Below are 26,427 nucleotides of genomic sequence, written 5' to 3' on the forward strand. Positions count from 1 at the left end.
TTCCTCCACGTCAGTGACTGCTGGGGTTCGCGCGTACCTGCGCCACTTTTTCCGTTAAATCAGCCCAGGCGGGTTCGTTCGGGGCGTAACGCTGGCGCAGATACGCGGCAATGTCGGCGACCTGCTTATCGGACAGACTGGCGGCGAAGCCTGGCATATACCCCAGCTCATCGGTGGCGGGTTTATCGATCCCGTGTAACACCACCTGCAACAGGTTATCCGGCGTGGCGCTGGTCAGGCTGCTGCTGTTCGCCATGGCGGGGCTGACGCCAAACAACTTCGGCCCCCCTTCGCTGGCGCTATGACATGCCTGGCATGCACCCTTAAACAGACGTTCTCCGGCGGCGGTGTTCCAGGCCGGTTTCACCGTGGGAGACGCCACGGGTGCAGGTGTCTGGCCATTGATATCCGCCAGATAACTCGCCATCGCGCGCACATCCGCTTCCGGCAGCGTCGCCAGATGGCTCACCACCGGCGCCATTGGCCCGGCGGCCACACCATGTTTGTCGTCATAGCCATTGCGCAGGTAGTTATAGAGCGATGCCGCTGTCCAGGGCTGCGGCGATTTACTGAGTTGGTTGAGTGGCGGGGCTTCCCAGCCATCGACCCAGCCGCCAGCGAGGAACTGATCACCGCCTTTTTCCGCCCCCATCAGATTGCGTGGGGAATGGCAGGCACCGCAGTGACCCGCGCCATTCACCAGATACGCCCCGCGATTCCATTCGGCACTTTTCGTGGCATCGTCCTGGTATTCGCCGGTACGCAGATAGAGCGTATTCCAGCCCGCCATCAGGAAGCGCATATTAAACGGAAAGCGCATCTGATTAGCGGGAGGGGCCTGCTCTACGGCCGGTTGTGACATCAGATATGCATATAACGCCTGCATATCGCCTTCACTCAACTGGCGAAAGGAGGTATAGGGAAACGCCGGGTAGAGATGATGTCCGTCACGGCTGATGCCCTGGCGCATGGCGCGATCAAAAGCGTTAAACGACCAGTTACCAATGCCGGTTTTTTTATCCGGGGTGATGTTGGTGGTGTAAAGCGTGCCAAAGGGCGTGTCCATCTTCAGCCCTCCGGCGTTGGTGGCACCACCTTCAGTGGTGTGGCACACCGCACAATCCCCGGCGGCTGCCACCTGACGACCACGCTCCAGCATCTCCAGCGACCAGCTACCTGCCGCTGGTGGCGTTACCGGCGCGATAGCCGCACGCCACGGCAGAGCGTTGGTGGCGATGCCGATGGCTGCGCCCAGTAGCCCTGCGGCACCACCAAACGCCCATTTGCGGCGGCGGGTGGTTTTCTTGCGCACGGGCGCAGGCAGTTGCGGTTCGGGCTGTGGGTCCGGTCCGTTCAGCGCCTGGCGCAGCTTATCCGAGGTGATGGGCAACTCGCGAAAGCGGATGCCGGTGGCATCAAACACCGCATTGGCGATAGCCGCAGCACTGGGTACCGAAGCGGATTCCCCCGCGCCAAGCGGTGGCTCATACGGGCGCGGCATCATCATGACATCGATGTCCGGCACCTCCGGGAAGGTGAGGATCGGATAGCTGCCCCATTCCTGGCTGGCGATCAGGTTGCTCTCGATCGTCACCTGTTCTTTCAACACCCGGCTGGTGGACTGAATCACGTTACCGTGGATCTGGTGTTTGACCCCGGCAGGATTGACCATCATGCCCGCATCGTGGCCAACGGTAATACGCGTAACGGCAATTTCACCGCTTTGTTTATCAATCGCCACATCGGCAACCCAGGCGGCCCAGGCGGCACCAAATCCGGGGAATTTACTGTGGATATAGCGCGCATAGGCAAAGCCACGGCCACGCAACACGCCGGGTTCGCTGCTGTTTTGCTGCGGTTCGGTGCGTGGCGTCCAGCCTGCGCGATCGGCAGTGGAACGGATCAGCTCCGCCGCGCGCTCATCCTGGATATAACGCAGCCGGTACTCCACCGGGTCAACGCCTGCCGCGTGTGCCAGTTCATCCATATAGGATTCGTGAGCGAAGGTGTTGGGCAACGCCGAAACACCGCGCATCCACGAGGCGCGCACAATCGGGGCCATATCTTCAATGGTGACGCGCATATGCGGAAAGTCGTAGGGTGGAATCGAGGTGCGATCGCCCATCTCGTAGGCCAGTGCAACCGGATCGACGCGCCCGGTCAACAGCAACGCCAGGGTTGGCGCACCGTTGGAAGGGTAGGAGGTGGTGAAATCGTATACCTGCGGGTTACCCGCCGCATCGAGACCGCCGTCCACATCCATCAGCTGTGCGGTGCCTTTCGGTTCCCAGACATGCTCCTGTGCACGCGTCAGCTGAACACGCACCGGCTGACCCACGGCACGAGACAGCAGCGCGGCATCGGCAGCGACATCATCGGCACAGTTGCGGCCATAACACCCCGCCGCTTCCATGCGATTCACCTCAATATCGCTTTCCGGGATCTCGAATAACCAGGCGAGATCGGCGCGCAGCAGGTGCGGGTTCTGCGTGCCGCTCCACACCTGCAATCCCACCGCATCATAGGCGGCGACAGCACAGGAGGGGCCGATAGAGCCGTGTAGCTGATATGGCCAGACGTAATTGCGGGTAAAGCGTTGTGCGACGTTAGCCAGTGCGGCATCCACCTCGCCGGTGTCATGTACCACACGCGAAGTCCGCGGGTTATCACGAATGGCTTTTTCCACATCGCGCATATCCGGCAGCATATGCTCCCAGGGCTTCCAGCGTATTTTCAGGGTTTCCATCGCGGCGATGGCCTGATCCTCGCGTTCGGCCACCACGCCAACAAAATCCGCGATTTGTACCACTTTGATGATGCCATCCAGATGGGCAATCGAGCTTTCATCGATGCTGAGCAGTGACGTGCCAACAAATTGTCCGGTGTCATAACCGGCGTAGGGTGGGCGGATGACACGGCCATGTAGCATGCCGGGCAGGCGCATATCGTGCACCCAGGTCAGCTCACCGGTGGCTTTGCCCGGAATATCGACGCGTTGTGAACTGGTGCCCACTAAGCGGTATTCGCTGGCGGGTTTCAGTGGGGCATCGTCAGAAATACGTAACTGGCTGCGCTGGCCGCTAACCAGTTCAGCAAAACTCAGGCGGGTGCCATCGGCGAGGTGGAATTCTCCGGCATCCAGTGATAGCTCTGCTTCTGTTACCTGTAAACGTGCTGCCGCCTGTTGCGTCAGCCAGCGGCGTGCTTCAGCGGCGGCTTTACGCAGTGGGACAGCGGAAATCTGTAAGGTGGCGCTGGCGATGGTCGCGCCCTGATTGGGTACGCGTAACGTATCGCCGAGTACCATCTGTACCTGGTCCATACGCAGATTGAGTTCTTCAGCAACGATTTGCGTCAGCGAGGTTTTCACCCCGGTGCCCAAATCAACATGGCCGTTAAACGCCCAGACTTTGCCCTTGCCATCGATGGCGATAAATAACGCCAGTTCTTTGGGTTTGAGGGTCGGTGTCTGGCCCTTGGGCACCAGACCGGGTGGTGGCTGGATTTCATCGACAATCAACAACACATCGTCAGCCGCCAGCAGCTGTTGCTGGGTGGGTACAGCGGAGTGACTCATTGTGCTGCCTCCGCCTGTTGCAGGCAGAGCTGTACCGCGCGTTTTACTGCACAGAGGATCTCCTGATGGGTGCCACAACGGCACAGATTGCCGCTCAGGGCGGAACGAATTTGCTGATCGCTGGGGCAGGGAATATCGCGCAGTAGCGCGGCGGTGGTCATGATCATGCCATTGAGACAATAGCCGCATTGCGCAGCCTGTTCTTCAATAAACGCCTGCTGCACCGGATGCAGTGCATCCCGCTGGCCTAAGCCTTCCAGCGTGGTGATCGCGCGCTGGCGCACGCCATACGCCGGGATCACGCAGGCGCGTGCGGCAACGCCATCAATCATTACGGTACAGGCACCGCACTCGCCCAGACCACAGCCATACTTCGGGCCGTTGAGGGATAATTCATTACGCAGCACCAGCAATAACGAGGTATCGCGGTAACTGGTGACTTCTTTCTCTTCGCCATTAACCTTCAATGAATAACAGCGTAAACCTGCAGGTGAAACTGTCGTGGCAGACTGTTGTGCCATCATTTTCATTATTGACCGCCTTACCGAGGCGGCTCACTCGCCCCGGATTATGACTGGCTCGTGTCGTCCAGCATTTTCCTGAGCAGATAAACCAGTGCGACTCGTTCGGCTGGATTTAGCTGCCCATACGTCATTTCAGTAATGCGCACTGCGTTGTCGGTGGTGTGCTGAATCAGCGCCTGTCCTGACGCTGTCAGCATCACAATCACTTTGCGTTTGTCGGTCGGATCAGGGCCAAGACTGACCAGATCGCGCGCCTTCAAACGTTCAACCACGCCGCGGATGGTGGCCTGATCGACAGCGGTGTAACGCACCAAATCGTTCTGCGCGCTGGGACCGTGGTCCCGCAGCGCACAGAGGGTAATAAATTGCACCGCCGTGATCTGTGAATCACCCACATGTTGCTGAAAAATCGCCACATGGCGCTGATAAACCTTGCGCAGCAGATGGCCAACCTGTTGGGTGTAGTCGTAATTGTCTTCCGCGGAGGAAGTGTGGTCGTGTGACATAAAAAGGTCCTTTTCCCGGATACTGCCAGGCAGTGTAATGCATTGTCACTGCGCTGACAGCCGCTCCCTGCGCAAGATTAGCGTGCGCGTGAGGCTTCGGGTGCCACCACTTCGCCCTCGGCGACCACCAGCAGATCATCAACCTTGATGTCACAACGGCGCAGCGCGATATCCATGTGGCATGGCGTTTTACGTTTGCCGCCCACTTCGGTATTCGGGCCGGTGGAGAACAGGAAGTTGCCGTAAAACGCGCGTGCATCCATACACATGCCGTCGTTTTTGTCATGCAGGCCCATGGCTGTCCACTGCGCGCGTGGCTGTAAACCCCAGCCAATATGTGAAATGCCATACACTTCCGGATCGTTGAAATACCCCATGTAATCACGCAGATATTCCGCTTCGAAGCCACCGTGGATCTTGGTGACAAAGCCTTTCTCGATTTCCAGCGTGATGCGTTCACGGGCATAGGATTTAAACGGCAGCAGGATGTCACCCACCTCCAGTACCAGCACGCCTTCCGCCTGATCTTCATTCGGCCAGGTAAACAGGAAACCGCTCGGCCAGTGGTCCCAGCGGCCCGGTTCATCGGCATAACCGTATTCGGTCACTGTCGGGTATTGTCCCAGCGGGGCGCGAAAATCGCTGCCTGCCTGTGATTTCACCGTCATCATGCGCGCCTTCTCCAGCACCGCAGCAGCGGCCAGCACGCGTGACTTGTCCTCTTCCGTTGGCAACATTCGTGCCAACACTTCCGGTGGTTCAACCGCCAGCAGGATGCGGGTACCGGTTTTCAGGATCTGCTCCTGCTCCGGTGAGTGCAGCAACATCATGGTGTCGACAATCAGGTCAGCCGCTTCTAGCGCCCGTTGCGCGGCAATGTTGCCGGTTAACGCAGTATCGCCGCAGTAGGCGGTCATATCGTTGCCCATCGCGGTGGGATGATTAAACGCTGGCAGTTCCACGCAATACACCTTCGCGCCCAATCGTAGTGCAGCATCGGTCGCTGCCTGCACGGTGCGTGCATCAGAATAGTGACTTTTCAGAATGGCAACGCTCTGCGTGGCATCGACTTTCGACAGACGTAATACCTGCTCAAACATCTGTCCTAACTGACTCTGGTTAACGGCCATTGTGGGTTCCTCTCGGGTTCGATGTTGTTGGCTAAAACTTCATCTTTTTATAGCGAATACGCTAGATATATTTGTTATAGACGTGTTGCGAAGAAGAGTGCAAGCATTTCTTTTTGTCATAAGAAAAGCCTATTTAACGCAGCATCAATGCTGTGATTAACATCATGACATGCAGTTTTCACCACAATAACCATTGCAATTCACAAAAAAATAACGCCAATAATTATAGCGTACACACTAGATAATTTGGGTGGGGTCAAAAACCAATGCCGCAGGTGTACCTTCCAATTGGCGTAAGTTTTGAGAGGAAAATATGAGCAATATGAAACGCATTGCGATCGTTGGCGCAGGTCTGGGTGGCCTGGCTGCGGGCTCGTTGTTACAGAAAGCGGGTTTCAATGTGCAGGTTTACGAACAGAGTCCGGCGTTTTCGCGCCTCGGTGCGGGCATCCATATGGGACCGAACGTCCTGAAGGTGTTTCGACGCATGGGGATCGAACAACAGCTGGAAGATCTGGCCTCACACCCGGATTTCTGGTTCAGTCGCGATGGCGAAACCGGTGAATACCTCTCGCGTATTCCGCTGGGGGAGTTTGCGCGCAAAGAGTACGGTGCCGCTTACGTCACGGTTCATCGTGGCGATTTGCAGGCGATGCAGATGACCAGCCTGGAGCCGGGTTCGGTCCACTTTGGTAAATGCCTGAGCAGCGTTGAAGACAGCGGCAGCGATGTGGTGCTGCGTTTCCAGGATGGGAGCGAAGAACGCGCCGATATCGTGATCGGTGCCGATGGTATCAACTCGAAACTACGTGAACACCTGCTGGGCGCAGAAGCGCCAACCTACAGCGGTTGGGTGGCGCATCGTGCATTGATCCGTGGCGAACAACTGCGTAAGTACAACCTCAATTTCGAAGATTGTGTGAAATGGTGGTCGGAAGATCGTCATCTGATGGTGTACTACACCACCAAATCACGCGACGAATATTACTATGTCTCCGGCGTGCCGCATCCGGCGTGGGATTTTAAAGGCAGCTTTGTCGACAGCAGCCAGCAGGAGATGCTGGAAACCTTCGGTCATTATCATCCGGTGGTACAGGCGCTGATTGAATGTAGCGAGAACGTCACCAAGTGGCCGTTGCTCAATCGCCAGCCGCTGCCGGTGTGGAGTGAAGGGCGCATTGTGTTGCTCGGCGATGCCTGCCATCCAATGAAACCGCATATGGCTCAGGGTGCCGCAATGGCGATTGAAGATGCCGCCATGCTGGCACGTTGCCTGACAGAAACGGGTCTGGATGACTACAGCACCGCCTTCCGCTTGTATGAAGTCAACCGCAAAGAGCGTGCCTCGCGCGTGCAGTCGGTTTCGAACGCCAACACGTTCCTGCGCACGCAGGAAGATCCCGCCTGGGTATACGGCTACGATGTCTTCGCCGCACCGCTGAAAAGCGAGGGGGCGTAATGAGCACGTTTGTCAGCGGCGGTCAGGTACAGGCAAATGGCATTCGTCAGCATTATCTGCGCTACGGCGGTAAAGGCCCGACTCTGATTCTGGTGCCTGGCATCACCAGTCCGGCGATAACCTGGGGTTTTGTCGCGGAAGTGTTTGGTCAGCAGTTTGATACCTGGGTGCTGGATGTGCGTGGGCGTGGTTTATCCAGCAGCGGTGAGGGGCTGGATTACGGCACTGAAAGCTGTGCCGACGATATTAACGCCTTCGCTCAAGCACTGGGCCTGACGCACTACCACCTGGTCGGCCATTCAATGGGGGCGCGTTTTATCATGCGTGCGGCGGTAAAACAGCCGGAAGGCGTACTGTCGTTGTCGCTGATTGATCCTCCGGTCTCGGGACCGGGTCGTCGTCTCTACCCGGGTCAGTGGCCGTGGTATCAGGATTCGATCCGCGAGGCAGAGCAGGGCATGGATGCGGAAGCAATGAAAAAATATTGCCCGAGCTGGACCGAAGAACAACGCCAGTTGCGCGCCGAGTGGTTACATACCTGCTATGAACCGGCGATCCGTCGTGCCTACGACGATTTTCATCAGCTCGATATCCATCAATATTTTCGCCAGTTACCGGCCAAAACCCTGCTGATGGTCGCGGGCAAAGGCGGGGTGATTCTGGCGGAGGATGAGGCGGAAATTCGTGAACTGCTGCCCGCGATTGACATCGCCCATGTCGAAAACGCCGGTCATATGATCCCCTGGGATGACTTCTCCGGCTTTTTTGCTGCCTTTGGTACTTTCCTCGGCACCACCCTGCAACCGGAGACCCAGCCATGACCCGCCAATACCGTATCGGCCAGATTGTGCCGAGTTCCAACATTACGATGGAAACTGAAATTCCCGCCATGTTACAGGCGCGTCAGTTGATCCGCCCGGAGCGCTTTACCTTTCACTCCAGCCGTATGCGCATGAAACACGTCAATAAAGATGAGCTGGCGGCGATGGATAAGGAATCGGACCGCTGCGCGCTGGAGCTGTCGGACGCCAAAGTCGATGTGCTGGGTTATGCCTGCCTGGTGGCGATCATGGCGATGGGGCCGGGTTATCACCGTCAGTCACAGGCGCGTCTTACCGCGGTCACACGAGAAAATGATGCGCTGGCACCGGTGATCACCAGTGCTGGGGCGCTGGTGGATGCGTTGCATATCATGGGAGCGAAAAAGATCGCTCTGGTCGCGCCCTATATGAAACCGCTCACCGAGCTGGTGGTGGATTATATCCGGCGTGAAGGGATTGAGGTGAAAGTGTGGCGTGCCCTGGAGATTGCCGATAATCTCGCGGTCGCTCGTCATGATCCTGCCAATTTGCCGGGTATTGTCGCCGATATGCCGCTGGATGATGTCGATGTGGTGGTGCTGTCGGCCTGTGTGCAAATGCCTTCGCTGCCGGCCGTCGCCAAAGTGGAAGCGCAAACCGGTAAACCGGTGATCACTGCGGCGATCGCTACCACCTATGCGCTGTTGAAAGCGCTGGAACTGGAGCCAGTAGTGCCCGGTGCCGGTGCGTTGCTGTCCGGTGCCTGGTAAGGAGCAAGCTGATGACTCAAAGCGCCAGTGATAACTATGCCGGTGTCTGGGGTAACCGCATCGGTTTTGGCAAGCGTCCGGCCCTGCTGATGATTGATTTTCTGCAAGGCTATACCACGCCCGGTGCCCCGCTGTTTGCACCGGGTGTAGTGGAGGCGGTACAGGAGGCGGAAGCCTTGCTGGCGACCGCGCGCCGTTGCGGCATCCCGGTGATCCACACCCAGATCCGTTATCACCCACAGCATCAGCGGGATGGTGGCATCTGGGTACAGAAAGCGCCGGTGATGCGCGACATGGTGGAGGGTAATCCGCTGGCGGCATTCTGCCCTGGCGTGTTGCCACTGCCAGACGAGGTGGTGATCACCAAGCAATATGCCAGCGCTTTTTTTGGCACCGCACTGGCATCGCTGCTGGTGACGGAGGGAATCGACACCCTGATCATCGCCGGGTGTTCCACCAGCGGCTGTGTGCGCGCCAGCGCCGTGGACGCATTGCAGTATGGCTTCCGTGCGATGGTGGTGCGCGAATGCGTCGGCGATCGTCACGCCGCGCCGCATGAAGCCAACCTGTTTGATATCGACAGTAAGTACGGCGATGTGGTGTCCAAAGCCACCACGCTGGAGTATCTCGGACAGTTCAGCGCCCGTTAAGGGCGCTTATTCACCTGCACGGAGTGCGCAGAAACTTAAGCGAAACACATAACAACACGACATTGCGCCCGGAGAAAATCATGACTGTTGCTACTACCCGTCCTGCTGTGCTGGCAGCCGAGGACACTGCCGCGATTTACCGCAAAATCACCTGGAAACTGATTCCTTTTCTCTGTTTATGTTATCTGGCAGCCTATCTGGACCGTATCAACATCGGTCTGGCGAAGCTGCAAATGGCCAGCGATCTGTCGCTGAGCGAGACCGCGTTTGGTCTCGGTGCCGGGCTGTTTTTTGTTGGCTACATTTTGTTTGAGGTGCCGAGCAACCTGATTCTGCAACGCGTCGGCGCGAAGATCTGGATTGCCCGTATCATGATTACCTGGGGTTTGCTGTCCACCGCCACTTTGCTGGTGCAAACGCCAATGCAGTTCTACATCATTCGTTTCTTACTCGGCGCGGCGGAAGCCGGGTTTCTGCCGGGTGTCTTGTTTTATCTCACCAAATGGTTCCCCTCGTGGCGTCGTAGCCGCATCATCGCGTTGTTTATGATTGGCCTGCCGCTCTCCAGCTTGATTGGTGGGCCACTTTCCGGTTGGATCATGGGCCACTTCCATGAGGTTTACGGCATGCGTGGCTGGCAGTGGTTATTCCTGCTGGAGGGTATCCCAAGTGTGCTGCTGGGCGTGATGACCTTCTGGTTGCTGCCAAACAGCGTAGAAAGCGCCAACTGGCTGAGTGAGGAAGAAAAGCAAGCGGTGCAAAACGACCTCGATAGAGATGAAGGCGAGGCGAAAGGGGTGAAGCATCGTCTGCGCGATGGTCTGCTGAATATCCGTGTGGTGATGCTTGGCGGCATCGACTTTTCCATTCTGCTCAGCGCCTACGCCATGGGCTTCTGGATGCCGACCTTTATTAAAAACGCCGGTACTACCGATATCAGTACCATTGGTTATCTGACGGCTATCCCCAGCCTGGCGGCGTTGATTGGTATGCTGGCGATTGGCAGCAGCTCGGACCGGACGCGTGAACGGCGCTGGCATATTATCGTGCCGTTTATCATTGGCGCAGCGGCGATGGGAGCCAGCACCTTTTTCTCACATAACGTGATGATGACGGTGCTGCTGTTCTCGATTGCTCAGGCGATGATCATCGGCGCGGTACCCGTGTTCTTCAGCCTGCCAGCGACGTTTCTGAAAGGCACGGCCGCCGCCGCAGGCTTCGCGTTGGCCTGCTCCATCGCCAATATCGCCGGGCTGGTCAGTAACTCGGTCATGGGGATTGCCCTCGATCTCACCGGGAGCGGTAATGGCGCGCTGTGGTTCTTTGCGGTTTGTTTGCTGTTGAGCTGCCTGCTGGTAATCGCGTTACCGGCCAAACTGGTTAACCGTTAATCCCCTCCTAAAATCCGCGCGATAAATCGTGCCGCTACAAACAATTACCCCCGTAGCGGCGCGATTTATCGCGCTTTTTTATTTCCCGCTACAATCTCCTGCCCTGTTAACCATCGGTTAAAATTATGTGGTTGAGGTCAAACTATCAGCTAAAGGTATTATAAAGGTATTGTTAGTGGTGTTAGATTGGTTCTACCAACACCGGGGAGTAAGTTCGATGAAAAATACAATGCCAAAACTGTCGTTCATGATGTTCCTTGAATGGTTTATCTGGGGGGCATGGTTCGTGCCGCTCTGGGCCTTTCTGAGTAAAAATGGCTTCACACCGATGGAGATTGCGTGGTGCTATGCCTGCACCTCTATCGCCGCGATCCTGTCACCGATTCTGGTTGGCTCGCTGGCAGACCGCTTCTTCCAGGCACAGAAAGTCTTGTCGCTGCTGATGATTGCCGGGGCCGTGCTGATGTTTTTCGCCGCGCAACAGACGCACTTCAGCAGCTTCTTCCCGCTGCTGCTGCTGTATGCGCTGACCTATATGCCGACCATCGCACTGACCAACAGTATCGCCTTCTCCCACGTTGGCGATGTCGAACGCGACTACCCGCGGGTGCGGGTGATGGGCACCATCGGCTGGATCGCCTCCGGTATTGCCTGTGGCTTCCTGCCGCCGCTGCTCGGTTTCGGTGATATCTCGGCCAGTAATGTGCCGTTGCTGATCACCGCCGCCAGTTCGTTGTTGCTGGGGATCTTTGCCCTGCTGTTGCCGGCCACTGAACCGAAAAGCACCGGCAAGTTCAGCCTGCGCGTGGCGTTGGGTCTGGATGCGCTGCACCTGTTGAAAGATCGCAGCTTCCTCGTCTTCTTTGTCTGTTCGTTCCTGTTCAGCATGCCGCTGGCGTTCTACTACATCTTTGCCGAAGGCTATCTGACGGAGGTGGGGCTGCCGCACGCCACTGGCTGGATGACGCTCGGTCAGGTATCAGAAATCTTTTTCCTGCTGGCGTTGCCGTTCTTTATCAAACGCTTCGGCATCGGCAAAGTATTGCTGCTGGGGCTGGTGACGGCTGCGTTGCGCTATGTGTTCTTTGTGTTCGGCGGCGATCAGAACCTGTTGACCTTCGGACTGCTGTTTATGGGCATCCTGCTGCATGGTGTCAGCTATGACTTCTACTTCATCACCGCCTACATTTACGTGGATAAAAAAGCGCCGGTGGCGATGCGCAATGCAGCGCAGGGCTTGATCACGCTAGCCTGTCAGGGTATCGGCAGCTTGCTGGGCTATCGCCTCGGCGGTTATCTGATGCAGGAGATGTTTGCTTACGACAAGCCGATTAATGGCCAGACATTTAACTGGGCCGGAATGTGGATGTTCGGTAGCGTGATGATTGTGATTATCACCCTCGCCTTTATCGCCCTGTTCCGTGACGGCAAAAAACGCAGTGATGAATTAACCGCTTTTGATACTTCAGCACCCGCTGAAAGCCATAAATAAGAGACGTTACGATGACAATGACACACCAGGAAAAACGGATTTTGGGCGCTTTTTATGGTCAGGCACTGGGCGACGCGATGGGGATGCCGTCGGAACTGTGGCCGCGCAGCCGCGTGAAACAGCACTTTGGCTGGATCGATCGTTTCCTGCCCGGCCCGGCTGAGAACAATGCCGCCTGCTATTTTGGCCGGGCGGCCTTTACCGACGACACCTCGATGGCACTGGCATTGGCCGACGCCATCATCACCCATGATGGCGCGATCAATGCCGAAACCATCGGGGCCAATATTTTACGCTGGGCAGAAGATTTTGATGCCTTCAACAAAAACGTGCTGGGGCCGACCTCGAAAATCGCCCTCAACGCGTTGAAAGCCGGTACGCCGGTGGCGCAGTTGGAAAATAACGGCATGACCAACGGCGCGGCGATGCGCGTGTCACCGCTGGGATGCCTGTTACCGGCACGCGATCTGGCGAGTTTTATTGATGCAGTCGCGCTGGCGTCCAGCCCGACCCACAAATCCGACGTGGCAATCGCCGGGGCAACGGTGATCGCTTGGGCGGTATCGCGTGCGATCGACGGGGCTGACTGGGCCACCCTCCGCGATGAACTGCCAGCGATTGCGCGTGCCGCACAGGAAAAACGCATCACCACCTTCAGCGCCGCCATGTCGGCGCGCGTGGAACTGGCGTTGCAGGTGGTGGCGCAGGGCAGGGGCACCGAATCAACCATGCAACAGATTTACGATGTGGTCGGTACGGGCACCAGCACCATTGAATCGGTGCCTGCTGCGATTGCCATGGTGGAACTGGCCGCGGGTGATCCGAATCGTTGCGCCATTCTCTGCGCTAATCTCGGTGGTGACACCGATACCATCGGCGCGATGGCGGTGGCGATTTGCGGGGCATTGCAGGGCATTGACGGTATCGATCCGGCGCTAAAAGCCGAATTGGACGCGGCCAATAACCTCGATTTCACCCGCTACAGCCGCGCGTTCAACCGTTTCCGCCAGCAGCGTGAGGCCGCCTATGCTGACGCCAGATGATCTGACACGACTGGCGGGTCGTCTGCCGGTTTGTGTGGTGGGTGCGGCGGTGGTGGATGTGATTGCCGATGCTTACTCACTGCCGCATCGCGGCAGTGATATCGAACTGCATCAGCAGGGCGTCAATGTCGGTGGTTGTGCGCTAAATGTGGCGATTGCCTTGCATCGGCTTGGCGTGCCATCGATCAATGCGTTACCGCTGGGTCAGGGTGTCTGGGCCGGGATCGTGCGGCAGAAGCTGGTGGAATACGGCATCCAAAGCGTGCTGGAAACCGCATCAGGCGATAATGGCTGGTGTCTGGCGCTGGTGGAACCGGATGGTGAACGTACCTTTCTCTCTGTCAGCGGCGTGGAAAATCAGTGGGACGCTGCGTTACTCGATACGCTACCGCAACCGGCGCAGCGCTGGATTTATCTTTCCGGCTATCAACTCACCAGCAAAAGCGGGGAGGTGCTGATCAACTGGCTGGAACGGCAACCACCGCCGTATCAGCTGTTGGTGGATTTCGGGCCGCGCCTGGCGGATATCGGGGATGCGCAATTCGCGCGTATTATGGCGCTCAATCCACTGATTACAGTGAACAGGCAAGAGGCGGAGCTGCTGTGGCTGGAACGCCTCGGTGCGACAGAACCCTTTGATGCGCATGCCTTGCTGACGCGCTGGCAGCAGCGGTTTGGCGCTGCAATGGTGCTAAGGCTCGACAGCGATGGCGCGGGATACAGTGACGGCGAAACCCAAGGGTGGGTGCCCGCGCTGGCGACCACCGTGGTGGATACCATTGGCGCGGGCGACAGTCATGCGGGCGGATTGCTGGCGGGTCTGGCATCCGGCTGGTCGCTGGCCGACAGCGTGGCCTTGGGCAATGCCGTGGCATCTTATGTGGTTTCCCAGCGCGGCGGTGACTGCGCGCCGGATCGTGCAACGCTGGCGAGCTACTGGCAGCAGCGTCTCACTCGGCAATAAACACGTACATATCGCTACGGCAGTAGCTGATGCTGTACTCCAGCGGATTGCCCTGTGCGTCGAGCGCCAGCTGCTTAATCACCAGCACCGGCACATTGGCGGGCAGGGCAATTTGCTGTTGCAGCGCGTCATCCGGCATGCGGGCGCTGACGCGGCTTTGTGATTTCACGGGCAGGATTTGCCGTTCACGAAAATAGTCGTACAGCGAGATGCCGATATCGTCGGCATCGGCGATCAGTTGCGTCGAAACCCATGACTCCTCAACGGACACCGCCTGTTGATCCACATAGCGAATGCGTTTGAGTTGCCAGACATCGCTACCGCTGCTCAGTCCGAGTTTTTCCGCAATCTCCGCATTGCAACGGATTTTGCTTTTGTTAATCCACACGGTATCGGGCTTTTTGCCGCGTAACACCGCTTGCTGCGACAGACCCTTCGGTTCTTTCAGCGAATATTCGAACTGGCTACAGATTTGCGTACCGTAACCACGTGAACGAAACACCACGCCCTCTTTTTCCAGTTCATCCATTGCCTTACGTACCGTAATACGCGAAATACCCAGCAACTGGCTGAATTCGCGTTCTCCCGGCAGGATTTCTTCGTGAACCAACACGCCTGCCCGCACGGCGTCTTTAATGGCAGCGGCAAAGCGTTTATACAGCGGCGTGCGGCTTTCGTCCGCCAGAATGGTGGCAAGCTGTGCAAACAGGGAGCTGTGTTGAGGGGTCATACGCAATCCAGTAAACGACAGATCGGGCTATGATACTGAAAATTCGCTAGCTGCGAAGCGGAATTGCGGCGCGATAGCATTGCGCCGCTTTGATGGAGTGCGCTTTTAGGGGCAGTTTGAGATATTAAGGTACATTATTTTGGCTAATGTCCTCCCTGGCGCGCGCGGCATCCGGGCTACCTGATTTACGTTTATCACCGGAATTGGAGCAGTTTGAATCATGGTTTTGTCCAATCTGAAGACAGACTTCCGAGGAGTAATCGCCGTAAACAGGCGAGTTGTGCTGACAGCCACCTGTTATTAATGAAACAAACATGATTGCCGGAACGCATATACAAATGTGATGATTTGATTTCATATTGCACCTTTTATGTTGACTGGAACGTAAAAGGTAAATTTATAATCTGAAGTTTTCTAATTATTATCGTTCTGTTTGTGATTATTTTTGTTTAGAATTCTGGCCGTTGGATGTTTCCCTGGCGTTATGTGTCTTATCTGTTGATGTTTAAAAAGATGAATCGATATATCTTCGATGCTATTTTATTCCTGATGCATAGTGTTCTCGTTCGTCTGCCATGGGCAAGCAGGCATCCTTCCTTAAGCGAAGATTTTAACGTGACAGCACCATCCACTGTGAGCATCTTTTTTTTAACCTTGAATGTTAGTTGTGAAAGATTGTTCTGGGAAGTCACGGCTTTCCGTGAAGGCCATATGTGTTCAATAACAACATCTGCAGGTACGGTGTTTCCATGGTGCTGTGCGAGCAGGCGGTAATAACAGAACTCCATTTTTGTCATTAATAACTCCTTCCGGTTGAAGTAAATCGATTTACAGCAATCATCAATGATTATAAGCACATTTATCTCCTTGTCAGACACTTGTCGGTCTTCACAGGTAACATACGGTTTCTTAATGAATTGCGCAAATATTTCTAGTAGTAATGAAATTATATTCTTCATTGAATTTTATTTTATTAGTTGTTGTAGTTAGTAATCAGATTACTCTTTTATTAATTTAACTGTTTTGCATTGTGGTGATGTTTTTTCTCGGTAAGGATATCTCTCGCAGCTAATTATCCCATGGGAAATCTCGGCGGGTTATAGCTGTAAGAATGAGTCATTTAATTCTGGAGAATTTAAACTTAAGAGGAAAGAGTATGGGTAATGGATTTGATAATGCCCACAATCACCAATTTGGTGGTGGAGATCGCGGCCCAACCGGTGGAGTTAACAGCGGGGGAGGTAATTCGGGGTCAGGAAATGCTGGCGACAAAGGGTACGGATATTACTCGTATAATCCGGGTACGCCTGCATTGGTGATGGTCAATGGTGAACAACGTATCCAAATAACCGGAGGCATGAATTGGGTTAGCGATGACCATCTTCATTGGTCGGACGGTAATTCCGGTGGAGACAGTAACGATAACCTGCGTACCAATGTGACAGCAAAAGTGCCTGACGGTTATCGTGCGGCCGTCAATGGCTACATCTATATGGTAACGGTGGATGGAAATGACAATATTGTCAGTGTCAGCCTATATTCGCGTCCGCTAAATTCAAGCCGCCAGGAATGGATGCAGGGTGACAAAGGACGTCAGGAACAGGCAATTGCCTTGGTTCAGGAGCAAATTAATCTGAAGAAGGCCTTGGAGGCTGAAGCAGCACGTAAAGCCGCTGAATTGGCGGCGGCGCAAGAAGCCCAACGTCTGGCCGAAGAAGAGGAGCGGCGTCGGCAGGCCGAATGGGATGCTGCGCACCCGGTAGAGGCCGCACAACGTGATGTGAATAATGCAGCGGCAGCGGCGACGGCTGCCAGCAATCAAATCAATACTCACAACGCGCAAATCAGCAGTAACAATGCGGAAATTAATGCCAGACAGCCGAGGTTAGAGCAGCTTAATGCTGAAATAGCACAGTTGCGAGGGGTCTGGGCCGCAATGATGCAGGCGGGGGACACGCAACGGGCCAACCAGTTTCATAAAGCGCATATTGACCCGCGACTGAATGAAAGGGACCCGCTACAAAGTGCCGTGGATGCTCTACAAGCGCATAACAGCACGCTAAATCAGGACGTTGCGGCCCAAACCGATATTTTAAATCACGCTAATCAGGCGTTACAGGTGGCACAAACCCGTCTGCAACAGGCCGAGGCAGAAGCGGAAGCTAAACGTCAGGCAGAACGGGAACGACAGGCGGCTGAAGAAGCGCGGGTACAGGCTGAGCGTGAAGCGGCAGCACAGGCGCAGGCAGCCGCAGACGCACAGGCGCAGAGAGAAGCGGAAGCGGCATCTAAGGCGGCAGCGCTTGAAGCCGCTCACGCCAAACTTGAAGAACCAAACGTTTTTGGCTTTGCGGGCTTCCCGGCTGCCGCTGCGGCGGCTCCTCTAACGTTTGCTGAGACCGGACTGGGGGGTTTTACCTTCGGCGAGGCCGCTGCAACGGCGGCGTGGAACACGGTTCGAACTGTGATGGCCGAGTTGCTGGGGACCGTGCTGGCCGGTAGCGGAGTGGGTGCATTGATTGCTTCTGTTGCCTACATTCCTGGGGCGGGAGAGGGCAGCGATCAGGTACCGGGCCGCGAAGATATCAATATGTTTCTCTCCGCGATGCCGGGTGAGGCCATAAATCTTCCTGCTAACGATGATTTGCTGGCTGCGGCCGCTGCCGGAGAGTCGGTAGATATGGTGGTGCGCGGCCGCGTCTACGTGACAGATGGCGTGTTAAAAACCTATCTGGTACGTACCGTCAATCCGGGGCAGGTACGTGTTCTGAGCGCCTCGGTGGATGCGGTGACCGGCCTGTATTCCGTCACCATTCCGGCGGAAAGTGGCCTGCCATCGCGTACTATTTTGGTCTCTCCAACAGGCGCGCCGGGTTACCAGGGATTACCGCCGCTGGTTACCCCCACGCACAGCGAAGCGGTACCGGATAATACCGGTAACACAGATCCTGACGTGGTCACACCTTCGGTAGAAAGTTTTCCTCAAGCCGACGATGTAGATTTCCGTGACGCTATACTGATCTTCCCGGAAGACTCGGGACTTGCGCCTGCTTATATCATGCTGCAGAGCGGGCGCGATCTACCGGGCAAGGTAACGGGCACAGGTACTGATGTTGAGGGAAGCTGGTTAGCGGGTGCCGGAGAGGGGCTGGGTGCTCCTGTACCGACACGTATTGCTGACCGCCTACGCGATCGTGAATTTAGCAGTTTTGATGCGTTTCGCAGATCGTTCTGGCAGGAGGTAGCGGCGGACCCGGAATTGGCAGGGCAATTTAAGAAGGGTAATCAGGGCCGCATGAAAAAAGGTCTTGCTCCACGAGTTCGTGAGTTAGAACAGGCTGGAAAAAGGCATTCTACAGAGTTACATCATGTTGATTTGATTTCAGATGGTGGGGAAGTTTACAACATAGACAATATCCATGTCGTTACACCAAAACAACATGTCGAAATTCACTCAGGAAAGTAAGGAATCCACATGGAACGAAAAACGAAGTTGGAAGACTATTCAGAATCAGAATTTCTGGGATTAATCGAAGAAATTTTTGAAGCAGAAGGTGGAGAGGCGTATCAGGATGCCTTAATTGAACATGTCTGCGACATTTCAGAATATCCTAACTGCAACGATCTCATTTTTTGGAGTGATGAAGATTTGACACCCCAGGGAATTTTGAATGAGATCAAAGATTGGCGAGCAGCAAATAATAAACCAGGTTTTAAGTCCTGAGACTAGCCGCCATAAGCTAACAAGTTGATTCTATGATCGCATGGCCGAGAAGCGTAAGCTACCCGGCCATTTTTTATGGTACCACCAGCAAAGGAATGGCATGAAACATAATGGGGAATCACACGGGTGTGGAATTTATTGGACGGTTGATTGGAATTCGTAGTGGTAATGTAAAAGAAGCGTATCAGGATTAGCTTCTTGAGAATTTCATGAATTTATCGGAATTTCATCAGGATTCTGACTGACTCCTCGACAATGAAGATAAAGATTTCATACCCGACTTTAAATCTATTTGGGTGTACTGATCTCGTCGCGGCACGGCACGATTTATCGCGCGGCTTTTACAGCCCTGACCATGCTTAAAACAGCGCGAAAAATCGCGCCGCTACATATCTGTGCAAGAACAACCGTTACAGCGTGTTAATCATCTCATGCCACGCCATGCCGCCGTGGTCAGAATCAGACGGTTTGATATAAGTAAAACCAAACTTGCGGTACAACTCGATATGCTGGGTTTTACACATCAGGTGAATGCTTTGCTTGCCCAACGCGCGTTGTTCCTCAATAAACCTGCGCATCAGTTGCGCGGCATAGCCTTTACCCTGCCACTGCGGATCCACCACCACCGACATAATCACCACATTCGGCGCGGCAGCATCATGCCCCACCAGCTCTTTAAAGGCTTCGTCAGACATCACAACTTCCCAGGCACAGCCTGAGTTGATAAAACCAACGGGTTGACCGTCCACTTCCAGCAGCAAAAAGCCTTGCGGATAGTCGGCGATACGGGTGGCGATCTTCTCGCGTGTTGCGGCTTCATCGCCTTCATAGGCAGTGATTTCAATTTCAAAGCAGCGATCAACATCATTGAGGGTAGGGCGACGGAACAACGGCAGGGACATGAAGACTCCGGGAGAAAGAAAAAAGCACGTGTAGCGGCGCGATTTATCGCGCAGGTTTTCACAACCCACGCACGGAATTGCGCGCTAAATCGCGCCGCTACGAATTTGTACAAGCTAAGCGGCCTTAGGGTAGCGATATTTGCTAACAGGATAAAGGGAAGAGGGGAAAATCCTGCCCATCAGGATAATGGGCAGGGGAGAGGGTATCCGTTAGCGCTCGTCAAACGGAATGCCGCCCTTTGATTTCATGTGCAACGGCGTTTCGACAATCGAGACCACCACGGCGTGCGCATCAATCTCAAACGAATCCGACACCGCCGCAGTGATGGCTTTCAGCAGTTTCTTTTTCTGTTCAGTGGTACGGCCTTCCGCGGCATAAACAACAACTTCTGGCATAACGTCTTCTCCTGTAAGGGTAAATGCTGCGATTCAGCATACTCCTCAGTTCTATGGAAAAACGTAGCCATTTGTTGCGATCTGTGCGATCACGCGTTTACCTCATCGCGTTCAAACCATTCCGGCAGTGGATCAGATAACTGCTTCCAGTGTGCCGGACCTGCCGCCATCTCTGCGGATGTCAGCAGGGCGTGGTCCAATGCATTCCGCACCTGGTCTTCATCCATCTCAATACCGATAAACACCAACTCCTGCCGCGCATCACCGATACCCTCCTGCCAGTGCCGGGCGATAAACGCCAGCGATTCCTCATCCTGTGGCCAGCGTTCACGTGGGATACTGGCCCACCAATGACCGGCATACCCCTGGCGTGCCACCGCACCGGCCTGCGACCACATCGCCGCATACTCCGGGCGGCTCGCCAGCCAGAAATAACCTTTGGAGCGGATTACCCCCTCCAGTTGGTGATTCACCGCATGCCAGAATCGCTGTGGATGAAAAGGGCGACGCGCGCGATAGACAAAACTGCGGATGCCATACTCCTCTGTTTCCGGCTGATGTTCTCCGCGTAATTCCTGTAGCCAACCGGGAGCCTGAGCGGCGGCATCAAAATCAAAACGCCCGGTTTCCAGCAGTTCCGTCAACGGCACCTGGCCAAAGCGGGAAAATACAATTTGCGCACGTGGGTTAAGGGAACGCAGCATGGCGTGCAGCGTTTGTTGATCGTGTTCGCTAATCAAATCGGTTTTATTCACTACCAGCACATCGCAAAACTCGATCTGATCGACCAACAAATCCACCACTGAACGGGCATCGGCCTCACCGAGGGATTCGCCGCGTGCTTGCAGGGAATCGGTTGAGCGGTAGTCGCGCAGGAAGTTATAACCATCCACCACGGTTACCATGGTATCCAGCCGGGCGAAGCGTGACAGGCTTTGGCCGTCTTCGTCCGCGAAGGTGAAGGTTTCTGCAACCGGCAACGGTTCGGAAATGCCGGTGGATTCGATAACTAACTGGTCAAAGCGTCCAGCTTCGGCCAGACGACGCACCTCCAGCAGTAAATCTTCGCGCAATGTGCAGCAAATGCAGCCGTTGCTCATCTCCACCAGCTTTTCATCGGTGCGGGAAAGCTCCGCGCCGCCATTGCGAACCAGCGCAGCATCAATGTTTACTTCCGACATATCATTGACGATCACCGCGACCCTACGTCCTTCGCGGTTGTTAAGAATATGGTTGAGCAGCGTGGTTTTTCCGGCACCGAGAAAACCAGACAGCACCGTGACGGGAAGGCGAGAATCCGGGATGAGCGACATAGCATAACCTCTGAATCATTAATTGTTATGTTATAACATAACAATAATAACCCAGAGATGACAAGGGAGATTATCGGTCAATCTCTGCTGGCGCCAGACGTTGGCCCGGCGCCGGCAGAATTAAAGCAGACCCCAGTAAGCGCCGAACTCGGGCAGGATATGACCTTGCAAGGCCACCAGCGCGCTGTCGTAGTCGTTGTTACGCAGCGCGGTAACGATAGTGACGTGCTGATCCCATGAACGATGCATATGTTCGTCGTTGCTGCCGAGGTAATTACGTATGGTCGCCATGCGCGATGAGATCAAGGTGTAGGCTTGTTCGAGATAGGGGTTCTGGCACCAGGTAAACAACGCCTGGTGAAACAGGTTATCCAGCCGGATATATTCCACGCTGGAGCCGTTGTTAATGCAGAACTCCATATTATCGAGAATCGCCGAAATCTCCTGCACCAACTGCTTGGGATTCCTTTTCAGCGCCAGTGCCATCGCCTTCGATTCCACATAGAAACGAAACTCCAGCAAATCTTTGAATTCCAGATCGTTCAGGCTAAACACAAAGGTGCCACTTTTGGGTTTGATCTGGACCAGCCCTTCGCTTTGTAAACGCCGTAAGGCATCTCGCACTGGGGCTTTACTGGCGGCTAAACGGGTAGCGAGGGCAGATTCTGAAAGCTTACCGCCCATTGGCAGCGAGCCATTAACGATCATGTCCTTGATTCGTTTGTACACCACATCTTTCAGAAGATCCTGCGCCATAGTTTTGCTGTCTGCTCCACACTGATTGGAGCAGTATGTATACCAGAAATGTAGCCATTCGGACATGGCGTAAATCGCGCTATGCGCAGGCGCATGAGATTATCGTTGGGCTGTTTGAGCGGGGTCAGGATCGTGCTGCCGCCCGGCGGCAGCCAATTGCGCACCGTAATGCGCCACCAGCACCGAGAAAGTCTCTTCTGCTTTAATACGATAGAGTGCCTCTGAAGGATGCACACAATCTGGTGATAACAATGACTGCCAGTTATTCATTTGCAGAATGCGTTGATATTGTTTTGACAGTGGTACGTTTTCAGTCCGCGCCAGCTTATCCAGCTGGGTGACATAAGGGGCAATATTCCACCTGGCGGCTCCCCCACAAATCGGGTGGGGTTCCTGTAAAATCACCTCTTTACCTGCGGCACGGGCAATATTGACCAGTTGTGCCATGACCTTATTGTATTGCGCCGGGCTCACGCGATAGTTAGGTTCAATATCCTGATAATGAAAATGTCTGGCATCGTTAGTGGCAAAATTCAACAGCACGATGCGGGCCGGAGACTTTTTCATCTCCTCGCTCCAGCTTTTATTGTTCTTATAAAAGTATTTGCCGTTCAGCAGATCCATCGCCTGCGAAGATGAAGCACCTTTATTGACAACCTGAATGCCATCACCGTATTTCTCTTTGATGAATTGGTTGATCAGACCTATTTCATTATTTTTTATAAAAATGGGATGCACTTTGCCATTTTCCCGTACCGCCATTGCGCCCTGGGTGCTGGAACCACCGTAAGCCTCAATAATAAATTTATTATCGGTATTGTTTGCTGCATAAACCCATGGACTTAATGATACGATTGCGGGCGATAACGCGCTAAGGAGATAAAAAATGGGTTTCATCGCTAATCTGCCTTTTTGCTATTGGAGTGTGAATGGCTTCAGCTGTAAAGAGTATATATGCCATGTTCTGACATTGGGAATGCCATCAGAGCATTCTTAAAACCTGTCTAATTATAAATATATCGTTAATTAACTTTGTTTATTTGTTTTTGTTGTGATTTAAAATCAAGGAGATAGGGTTTGTTTGTTATTTCATTGTCAGTTATTTAGTTAGCTGGATTAATTTTTATGATTTTATTTTTAACCCTAATTGGTTATATATTCTTTACATTGTCATTATATGCAAATTTATCGTAAAGATATCCACCGCTGAGTGAAAGAATTTCGTCATATTAGCAAAATCATCCATTTAGTGAGTTTTATCCTAACCCTGCCGATATCTCATTAATTCATTGCGTTATGCTTTGCATGGTAAGGTTATTCTTAATGCTATTAATTTTCCTTTAGAGTTGGAGAGGTTTTGCAATAGCGATTTTCCTAAAAGATGTAAACGAACAGTAAACAACTCTCCGAGCTGTTAGCATCAATTTAATAAACGTCGCTTCCTTTAAATAATTCATCTTCGAGGTGTGGATATGAATACGCCGTCGTTTTTGTCTGGCCGTAATATCGGCCTGGATTTGCTGCGCGCCGGATTAATTCTTGAGGGTGTGCTTTTACATGCGTCGCGAAGTCTTCCGGGTGAAAATGGCTGGTATTATGTTGCACAGCGCGACCCCTCAGAGTTATTCACCGCCTTTCTTAGCATGATTCATACATTCAGAATGGAGGTGTTCTTCTTTCTCTCGGGCATGTTTTCCGCGCTGGTGGTATTACGTAAAGGGCAACAACTGTTTCGTGATAACCGCTTAAAACGGGTGCTGGCACCGCTTATTACTGCGTATTTATTCCTGCCACCACTGATGTATGTGATTGCCTGGCAGATGAAAGGCACACCCTTATCGTTAGCGGGTTGGTTGCACAGTTATTCAATGATGCATCACCTGTGGTTCCTGGTGTCGTTGTCGGTGATGTCGTTAGTTATTCCGCTCGGGTTCTATCAATTTGCCGCCAAACAGCTTGAGCGGTTTTCGCTACCCTGGCTTCTGGTAACCCTGATTGCACTTGCTAACGTTTGTTTCTTCCTTAAGTTTTTGGTCAAAGGGCAGGGAGAATTTATCGAGTTAATCCCGGTGACGGCGCGTTTTGTGGTGTATTATGCGGCCGGGTATGCGTTGTATGTTAATCGTGAGAAAATAGCCACTTACGTCAATTCCTGGGTGATTAATACGTGGGTGATTGCTGCGATGGCGCTGATTACCTGGCTGGGGTTTTATGTGGTTGCGCATCATCACATTGCCAGCGCGTTGAAATATTTGCCGGTGCTGGCGGGCGGCGTCCTTTCGTTCCAGCTTGCTTACTGGTTGGTATTCGTCTTTGAACGGATGCCGGTGAAGGAAAACCCCTTACTGACCGGGGTGGTCGATTCCGCGCTGGTGATTTATCTGCTGCATTATCCGGTGGTGATCACTTTTTCCTGGCTGATGGATGTCTGGCTACCGGCGAATTTGTCGATTATCTATGTCCTGATCAACTGCTTCATCGGCATTGCGTTCAGTACGTTATGTTATCTGCTGATTAAGCGGTCACGCATCGCATCAGTATTATTTGGTTTGAAGGTCAAAACGAAAAAAGCGGTGGCACCGGTCGAGGTCCGGTTGTAACCTCAGGCCCGCCCTTTCCGGCAGGAGAGGGCGGGCTGGCGTGATTAATTCGCCTGTTGCAGAAAAGCGTTAACCTGGGACTGGCGAGGGATCGGTGCCACTGCACCGTAGCCCGTGGTGGTAAGTGCCGCGGCCGCGTTGGCGTAATGCAACGCATGTTGAGGCGCATCGCCCGCCAGTAATCGGGTAAGAAACGCACCGGAGAAGCAGTCGCCAGCACCGGTAGCATCAACGGTCGCCACCTTATGACCTGCGGCAATGACGCGTTGCTCCGCGCTGGCATACATCGCACCTTCGCTGCCCATCTTCAATACCACCTGTTTTACGCCGAGATGCAGATAAAAATCGGCGATGGCATCAGCATCCTGTAAACCGGTCAGCAACCGTGCCTCATCCAGGCTTGGCATACAAATATCCACCCAGCGTGCCACCTCATGAATCACCGCGCGTGCCCGCGCCAGCGGCCACAGTTTCAGGCGCAGATTGGTATCGAAGGAGGTTAATGTTTGATGGTTACGCGCCAGTTCCAATGCGGCAAAGACGCTGTCACAGGCACTGTCACTGATTGCCAGGGTAATGGCTGAGGTGTGCAGCAGCCGTGCGGCAGCAATTGCGGCTTCCGGTAAGTCCTGCGGGCGCAGGCGAGAAGCGGCAGAACCCTGGCGATAAAAGGTGAAGTGGTGGCCGCTGGCATCGTGGCTGATAAAGTAGATACCGGTCGGGGCGTCTTCATGACGCAGCACCCAGTCGCAGCGGACGTTTTCCTGCTGCCATAAGGCGACAAACTGATCACCAAATACATCGTTGCCAAGCTGTGTAAACATCGCCACATTCGCGCCCTGACGTGCTGCGCTGATGGCAAAGTTCGAGGTGTCGCCGCCATAGCCGCTGAGATAGCTAACCGGTTGTTGTGCCTGCGGTAACTGACTGAATTCGTACAGCGGTTCACCAAAGGAGAGAATATCCAGATCTTTCATTATTTTGTCCTGTCAGACGGCCGCGACAGTGGGCCACGGCCGTTTATCACGGTTAAATACGACCGTATTTGGCCAGACCTTCACGCAGCGATCCTGACTGGATAATCAGTTTGGCCTGCTCCAGCTCGCGCTGGTCGATCGATTTGGACAGTTCCAGCACTGCGTCAACGTGGGCTTGTGGTACACAAACCACGCCATCAACATCGCCAACGATCAGGTCACCCGGGTGAATGGTCACTTCACCCAGCGTCAACGCGACATTGGCATCGAGGGTTTTGAAACGCCCCAGCGTGGTACCCGGCGTCACGGTTTTGGCATAAACCGGGAAATCGTAATCACGACGGATCTCGGTGAGGTCACGCACGCCGCCCATCAGCACCGCGCCCTCGTGTTTATTCGCTACCGCGCCTGCGGTCATCAAGCCACCCCAGACGGCGACGTTCTCCAGTGCCGGACTGCCACCGATGACAATCACAGAACCTGCTGCTGATTCATCAATGGCATCCAGCGCATGCTGCGGCGGCAGTTTTTCCTCGGTGACATCTTCCAGAATGGTGACGGCTGGCCCGACAATCTTCTTGTCATTGATGCGGTTCTTCACTTCGAACGGCAGGAACATGGTTTTGCCCACAATCTGGTCACAGGCATCGGCAATCGATGCGGTGGAAAAAATAGCGCGATAACCGTCAATAATCTCTTTGCTATACATTTTGTTTTCCTCTT

Annotated in this window: 24 protein-coding genes; 11 read left to right on the top strand and 13 right to left on the bottom strand. The window is 54.2% G+C overall.

What is annotated here, in order from left to right; translation table 11 throughout:
- Positions 1–10 precede the first annotated feature (10 nt).
- From PAT9B_RS20410 to PAT9B_RS20425, 4 genes are all read right to left on the bottom strand, one after another.
- Positions 11–3,577: a molybdopterin cofactor-binding domain-containing protein gene (locus tag PAT9B_RS20410; protein WP_013511162.1), complete on the bottom strand. Its 3,567-nt coding sequence runs from the start codon at positions 3,575–3,577 to the stop codon at positions 11–13.
- Positions 3,574–4,101 (bottom strand): (2Fe-2S)-binding protein, encoded by a 528-nt coding sequence (locus PAT9B_RS20415; protein ID WP_369700790.1) that lies wholly within the window; start codon positions 4,099–4,101, stop codon positions 3,574–3,576. The genes PAT9B_RS20410 and PAT9B_RS20415 overlap by 4 nt, the downstream gene beginning before the upstream one ends.
- 44 nt (positions 4,102–4,145) lie before the next feature.
- On the bottom strand, positions 4,146–4,607 hold the full coding sequence (locus PAT9B_RS20420; RefSeq protein WP_013511164.1) for a MarR family winged helix-turn-helix transcriptional regulator: 462 nt from the start codon (positions 4,605–4,607) through the stop codon (positions 4,146–4,148).
- Positions 4,608–4,684: 77 nt separating this feature from the next.
- The gene (locus PAT9B_RS20425) at positions 4,685–5,737 is read right to left on the bottom strand and encodes a 2,5-dihydroxypyridine 5,6-dioxygenase (RefSeq protein ID WP_013511165.1); all 1,053 of its coding nucleotides are present in this window, start codon (positions 5,735–5,737) and stop codon (positions 4,685–4,687) included.
- Positions 5,738–6,050: 313 nt separating this feature from the next.
- On the opposite strand from PAT9B_RS20425, the gene PAT9B_RS20430 reads away from it, so the two are divergent.
- The 8 genes from PAT9B_RS20430 to PAT9B_RS20465 all read left to right on the top strand — a co-directional run bounded on the left by PAT9B_RS20430 (position 6,051) and on the right by PAT9B_RS20465 (position 14,306).
- Positions 6,051–7,196, top strand: coding sequence for an FAD-dependent monooxygenase (locus PAT9B_RS20430; RefSeq protein ID WP_013511166.1), 1,146 nt, complete (start codon positions 6,051–6,053; stop codon positions 7,194–7,196).
- Complete coding sequence (locus tag PAT9B_RS20435) at positions 7,196–8,017, top strand: alpha/beta fold hydrolase (protein WP_013511167.1); 822 nt, start codon at positions 7,196–7,198, stop codon at positions 8,015–8,017. The genes PAT9B_RS20430 and PAT9B_RS20435 overlap by 1 nt, the downstream gene beginning before the upstream one ends.
- Complete coding sequence (locus PAT9B_RS20440) at positions 8,014–8,766, top strand: Asp/Glu racemase (protein WP_013511168.1); 753 nt, start codon at positions 8,014–8,016, stop codon at positions 8,764–8,766. Before PAT9B_RS20435 ends, PAT9B_RS20440 begins: the two co-directional genes overlap by 4 nt.
- Before the next feature lie 11 nt (positions 8,767–8,777).
- Complete coding sequence (locus tag PAT9B_RS20445) at positions 8,778–9,416, top strand: N-carbamoylsarcosine amidohydrolase (RefSeq protein ID WP_013511169.1); 639 nt, start codon at positions 8,778–8,780, stop codon at positions 9,414–9,416.
- An 80-nt stretch (positions 9,417–9,496) separates the two neighbouring features.
- The gene (locus PAT9B_RS20450; RefSeq protein WP_013511170.1) at positions 9,497–10,807 is read left to right on the top strand and encodes an MFS transporter; all 1,311 of its coding nucleotides are present in this window, start codon (positions 9,497–9,499) and stop codon (positions 10,805–10,807) included.
- A gap of 217 nt (positions 10,808–11,024) precedes the next feature.
- On the top strand, positions 11,025–12,299 hold the full coding sequence (locus tag PAT9B_RS20455) for a nucleoside permease (RefSeq protein ID WP_013511171.1): 1,275 nt from the start codon (positions 11,025–11,027) through the stop codon (positions 12,297–12,299).
- A 17-nt stretch (positions 12,300–12,316) separates the two neighbouring features.
- Positions 12,317–13,342 carry an ADP-ribosylglycohydrolase family protein gene (locus tag PAT9B_RS20460; RefSeq protein ID WP_190274683.1) on the top strand — a complete coding sequence of 342 codons (1,026 nt, stop codon included), beginning with the start codon at positions 12,317–12,319 and terminating at the stop codon, positions 13,340–13,342.
- On the top strand, positions 13,326–14,306 hold the full coding sequence (locus tag PAT9B_RS20465; RefSeq protein ID WP_013511173.1) for a PfkB family carbohydrate kinase: 981 nt from the start codon (positions 13,326–13,328) through the stop codon (positions 14,304–14,306). Before PAT9B_RS20460 ends, PAT9B_RS20465 begins: the two co-directional genes overlap by 17 nt.
- Here the strand turns inward: PAT9B_RS20465 and PAT9B_RS20470 are convergent.
- On the bottom strand, positions 14,293–15,036 hold the full coding sequence (locus PAT9B_RS20470) for a GntR family transcriptional regulator (protein WP_013511174.1): 744 nt from the start codon (positions 15,034–15,036) through the stop codon (positions 14,293–14,295). The genes PAT9B_RS20465 and PAT9B_RS20470 overlap by 14 nt on opposite strands.
- A gap of 491 nt (positions 15,037–15,527) precedes the next feature.
- Positions 15,528–15,833, bottom strand: coding sequence for a hypothetical protein (locus PAT9B_RS20475; protein WP_190274678.1), 306 nt, complete (start codon positions 15,831–15,833; stop codon positions 15,528–15,530).
- 314 nt (positions 15,834–16,147) lie between these two features.
- Here PAT9B_RS20475 and PAT9B_RS20480 point away from each other — a divergent pair, with 314 nt between their 5' ends.
- A complete protein-coding gene (locus PAT9B_RS20480) occupies positions 16,148–18,502 on the top strand; it encodes an S-type pyocin domain-containing protein (protein WP_150105832.1) in 2,355 nt (784 codons plus the stop codon).
- Positions 18,503–18,511: 9 nt separating this feature from the next.
- The gene (locus PAT9B_RS20485) at positions 18,512–18,760 is read left to right on the top strand and encodes a bacteriocin immunity protein (protein ID WP_013511177.1); all 249 of its coding nucleotides are present in this window, start codon (positions 18,512–18,514) and stop codon (positions 18,758–18,760) included.
- Between the two features lie 410 nt (positions 18,761–19,170).
- Here PAT9B_RS20485 and PAT9B_RS20490 read toward each other — a convergent pair whose 3' ends face one another.
- The 5 genes from PAT9B_RS20490 to PAT9B_RS20510 form a co-directional block, all read right to left on the bottom strand.
- Positions 19,171–19,662, bottom strand: a complete 492-nt coding sequence (locus tag PAT9B_RS20490; RefSeq protein WP_013511178.1) for a GNAT family N-acetyltransferase — start codon at positions 19,660–19,662, stop codon at positions 19,171–19,173.
- Positions 19,663–19,872: 210 nt separating this feature from the next.
- The gene (locus tag PAT9B_RS20495; protein WP_013511179.1) at positions 19,873–20,058 is read right to left on the bottom strand and encodes a tautomerase family protein; all 186 of its coding nucleotides are present in this window, start codon (positions 20,056–20,058) and stop codon (positions 19,873–19,875) included.
- Between the two features lie 89 nt (positions 20,059–20,147).
- Positions 20,148–21,371, bottom strand: coding sequence for a zinc metallochaperone GTPase ZigA (gene zigA / locus PAT9B_RS20500; RefSeq protein WP_013511180.1), 1,224 nt, complete (start codon positions 21,369–21,371; stop codon positions 20,148–20,150).
- A gap of 120 nt (positions 21,372–21,491) precedes the next feature.
- Positions 21,492–22,127 carry a GntR family transcriptional regulator gene (locus PAT9B_RS20505; protein ID WP_013511181.1) on the bottom strand — a complete coding sequence of 212 codons (636 nt, stop codon included), beginning with the start codon at positions 22,125–22,127 and terminating at the stop codon, positions 21,492–21,494.
- Between the two features lie 99 nt (positions 22,128–22,226).
- Positions 22,227–23,024: an SGNH/GDSL hydrolase family protein gene (locus PAT9B_RS20510; RefSeq protein WP_013511182.1), complete on the bottom strand. Its 798-nt coding sequence runs from the start codon at positions 23,022–23,024 to the stop codon at positions 22,227–22,229.
- Positions 23,025–23,599: 575 nt separating this feature from the next.
- Here PAT9B_RS20510 and PAT9B_RS20515 point away from each other — a divergent pair.
- Positions 23,600–24,727: an acyltransferase family protein gene (locus tag PAT9B_RS20515; RefSeq protein WP_013511183.1), complete on the top strand. Its 1,128-nt coding sequence runs from the start codon at positions 23,600–23,602 to the stop codon at positions 24,725–24,727.
- Positions 24,728–24,771: 44 nt separating this feature from the next.
- On the opposite strand, the gene PAT9B_RS20520 is transcribed toward PAT9B_RS20515, so the two are convergent.
- Both PAT9B_RS20520 and PAT9B_RS20525 read right to left on the bottom strand, forming a co-directional pair.
- Positions 24,772–25,704, bottom strand: a complete 933-nt coding sequence (locus PAT9B_RS20520) for a sugar kinase (protein WP_013511184.1) — start codon at positions 25,702–25,704, stop codon at positions 24,772–24,774.
- A gap of 52 nt (positions 25,705–25,756) precedes the next feature.
- Positions 25,757–26,413 carry an RraA family protein gene (locus tag PAT9B_RS20525; protein WP_013511185.1) on the bottom strand — a complete coding sequence of 219 codons (657 nt, stop codon included), beginning with the start codon at positions 26,411–26,413 and terminating at the stop codon, positions 25,757–25,759.
- Positions 26,414–26,427: the final 14 nt, after the last annotated feature.

Origin of the sequence: Pantoea sp. At-9b (genome assembly GCF_000175935.2) — a bacterium.
GTDB lineage: Bacteria > Pseudomonadota > Gammaproteobacteria > Enterobacterales > Enterobacteriaceae > Pantoea.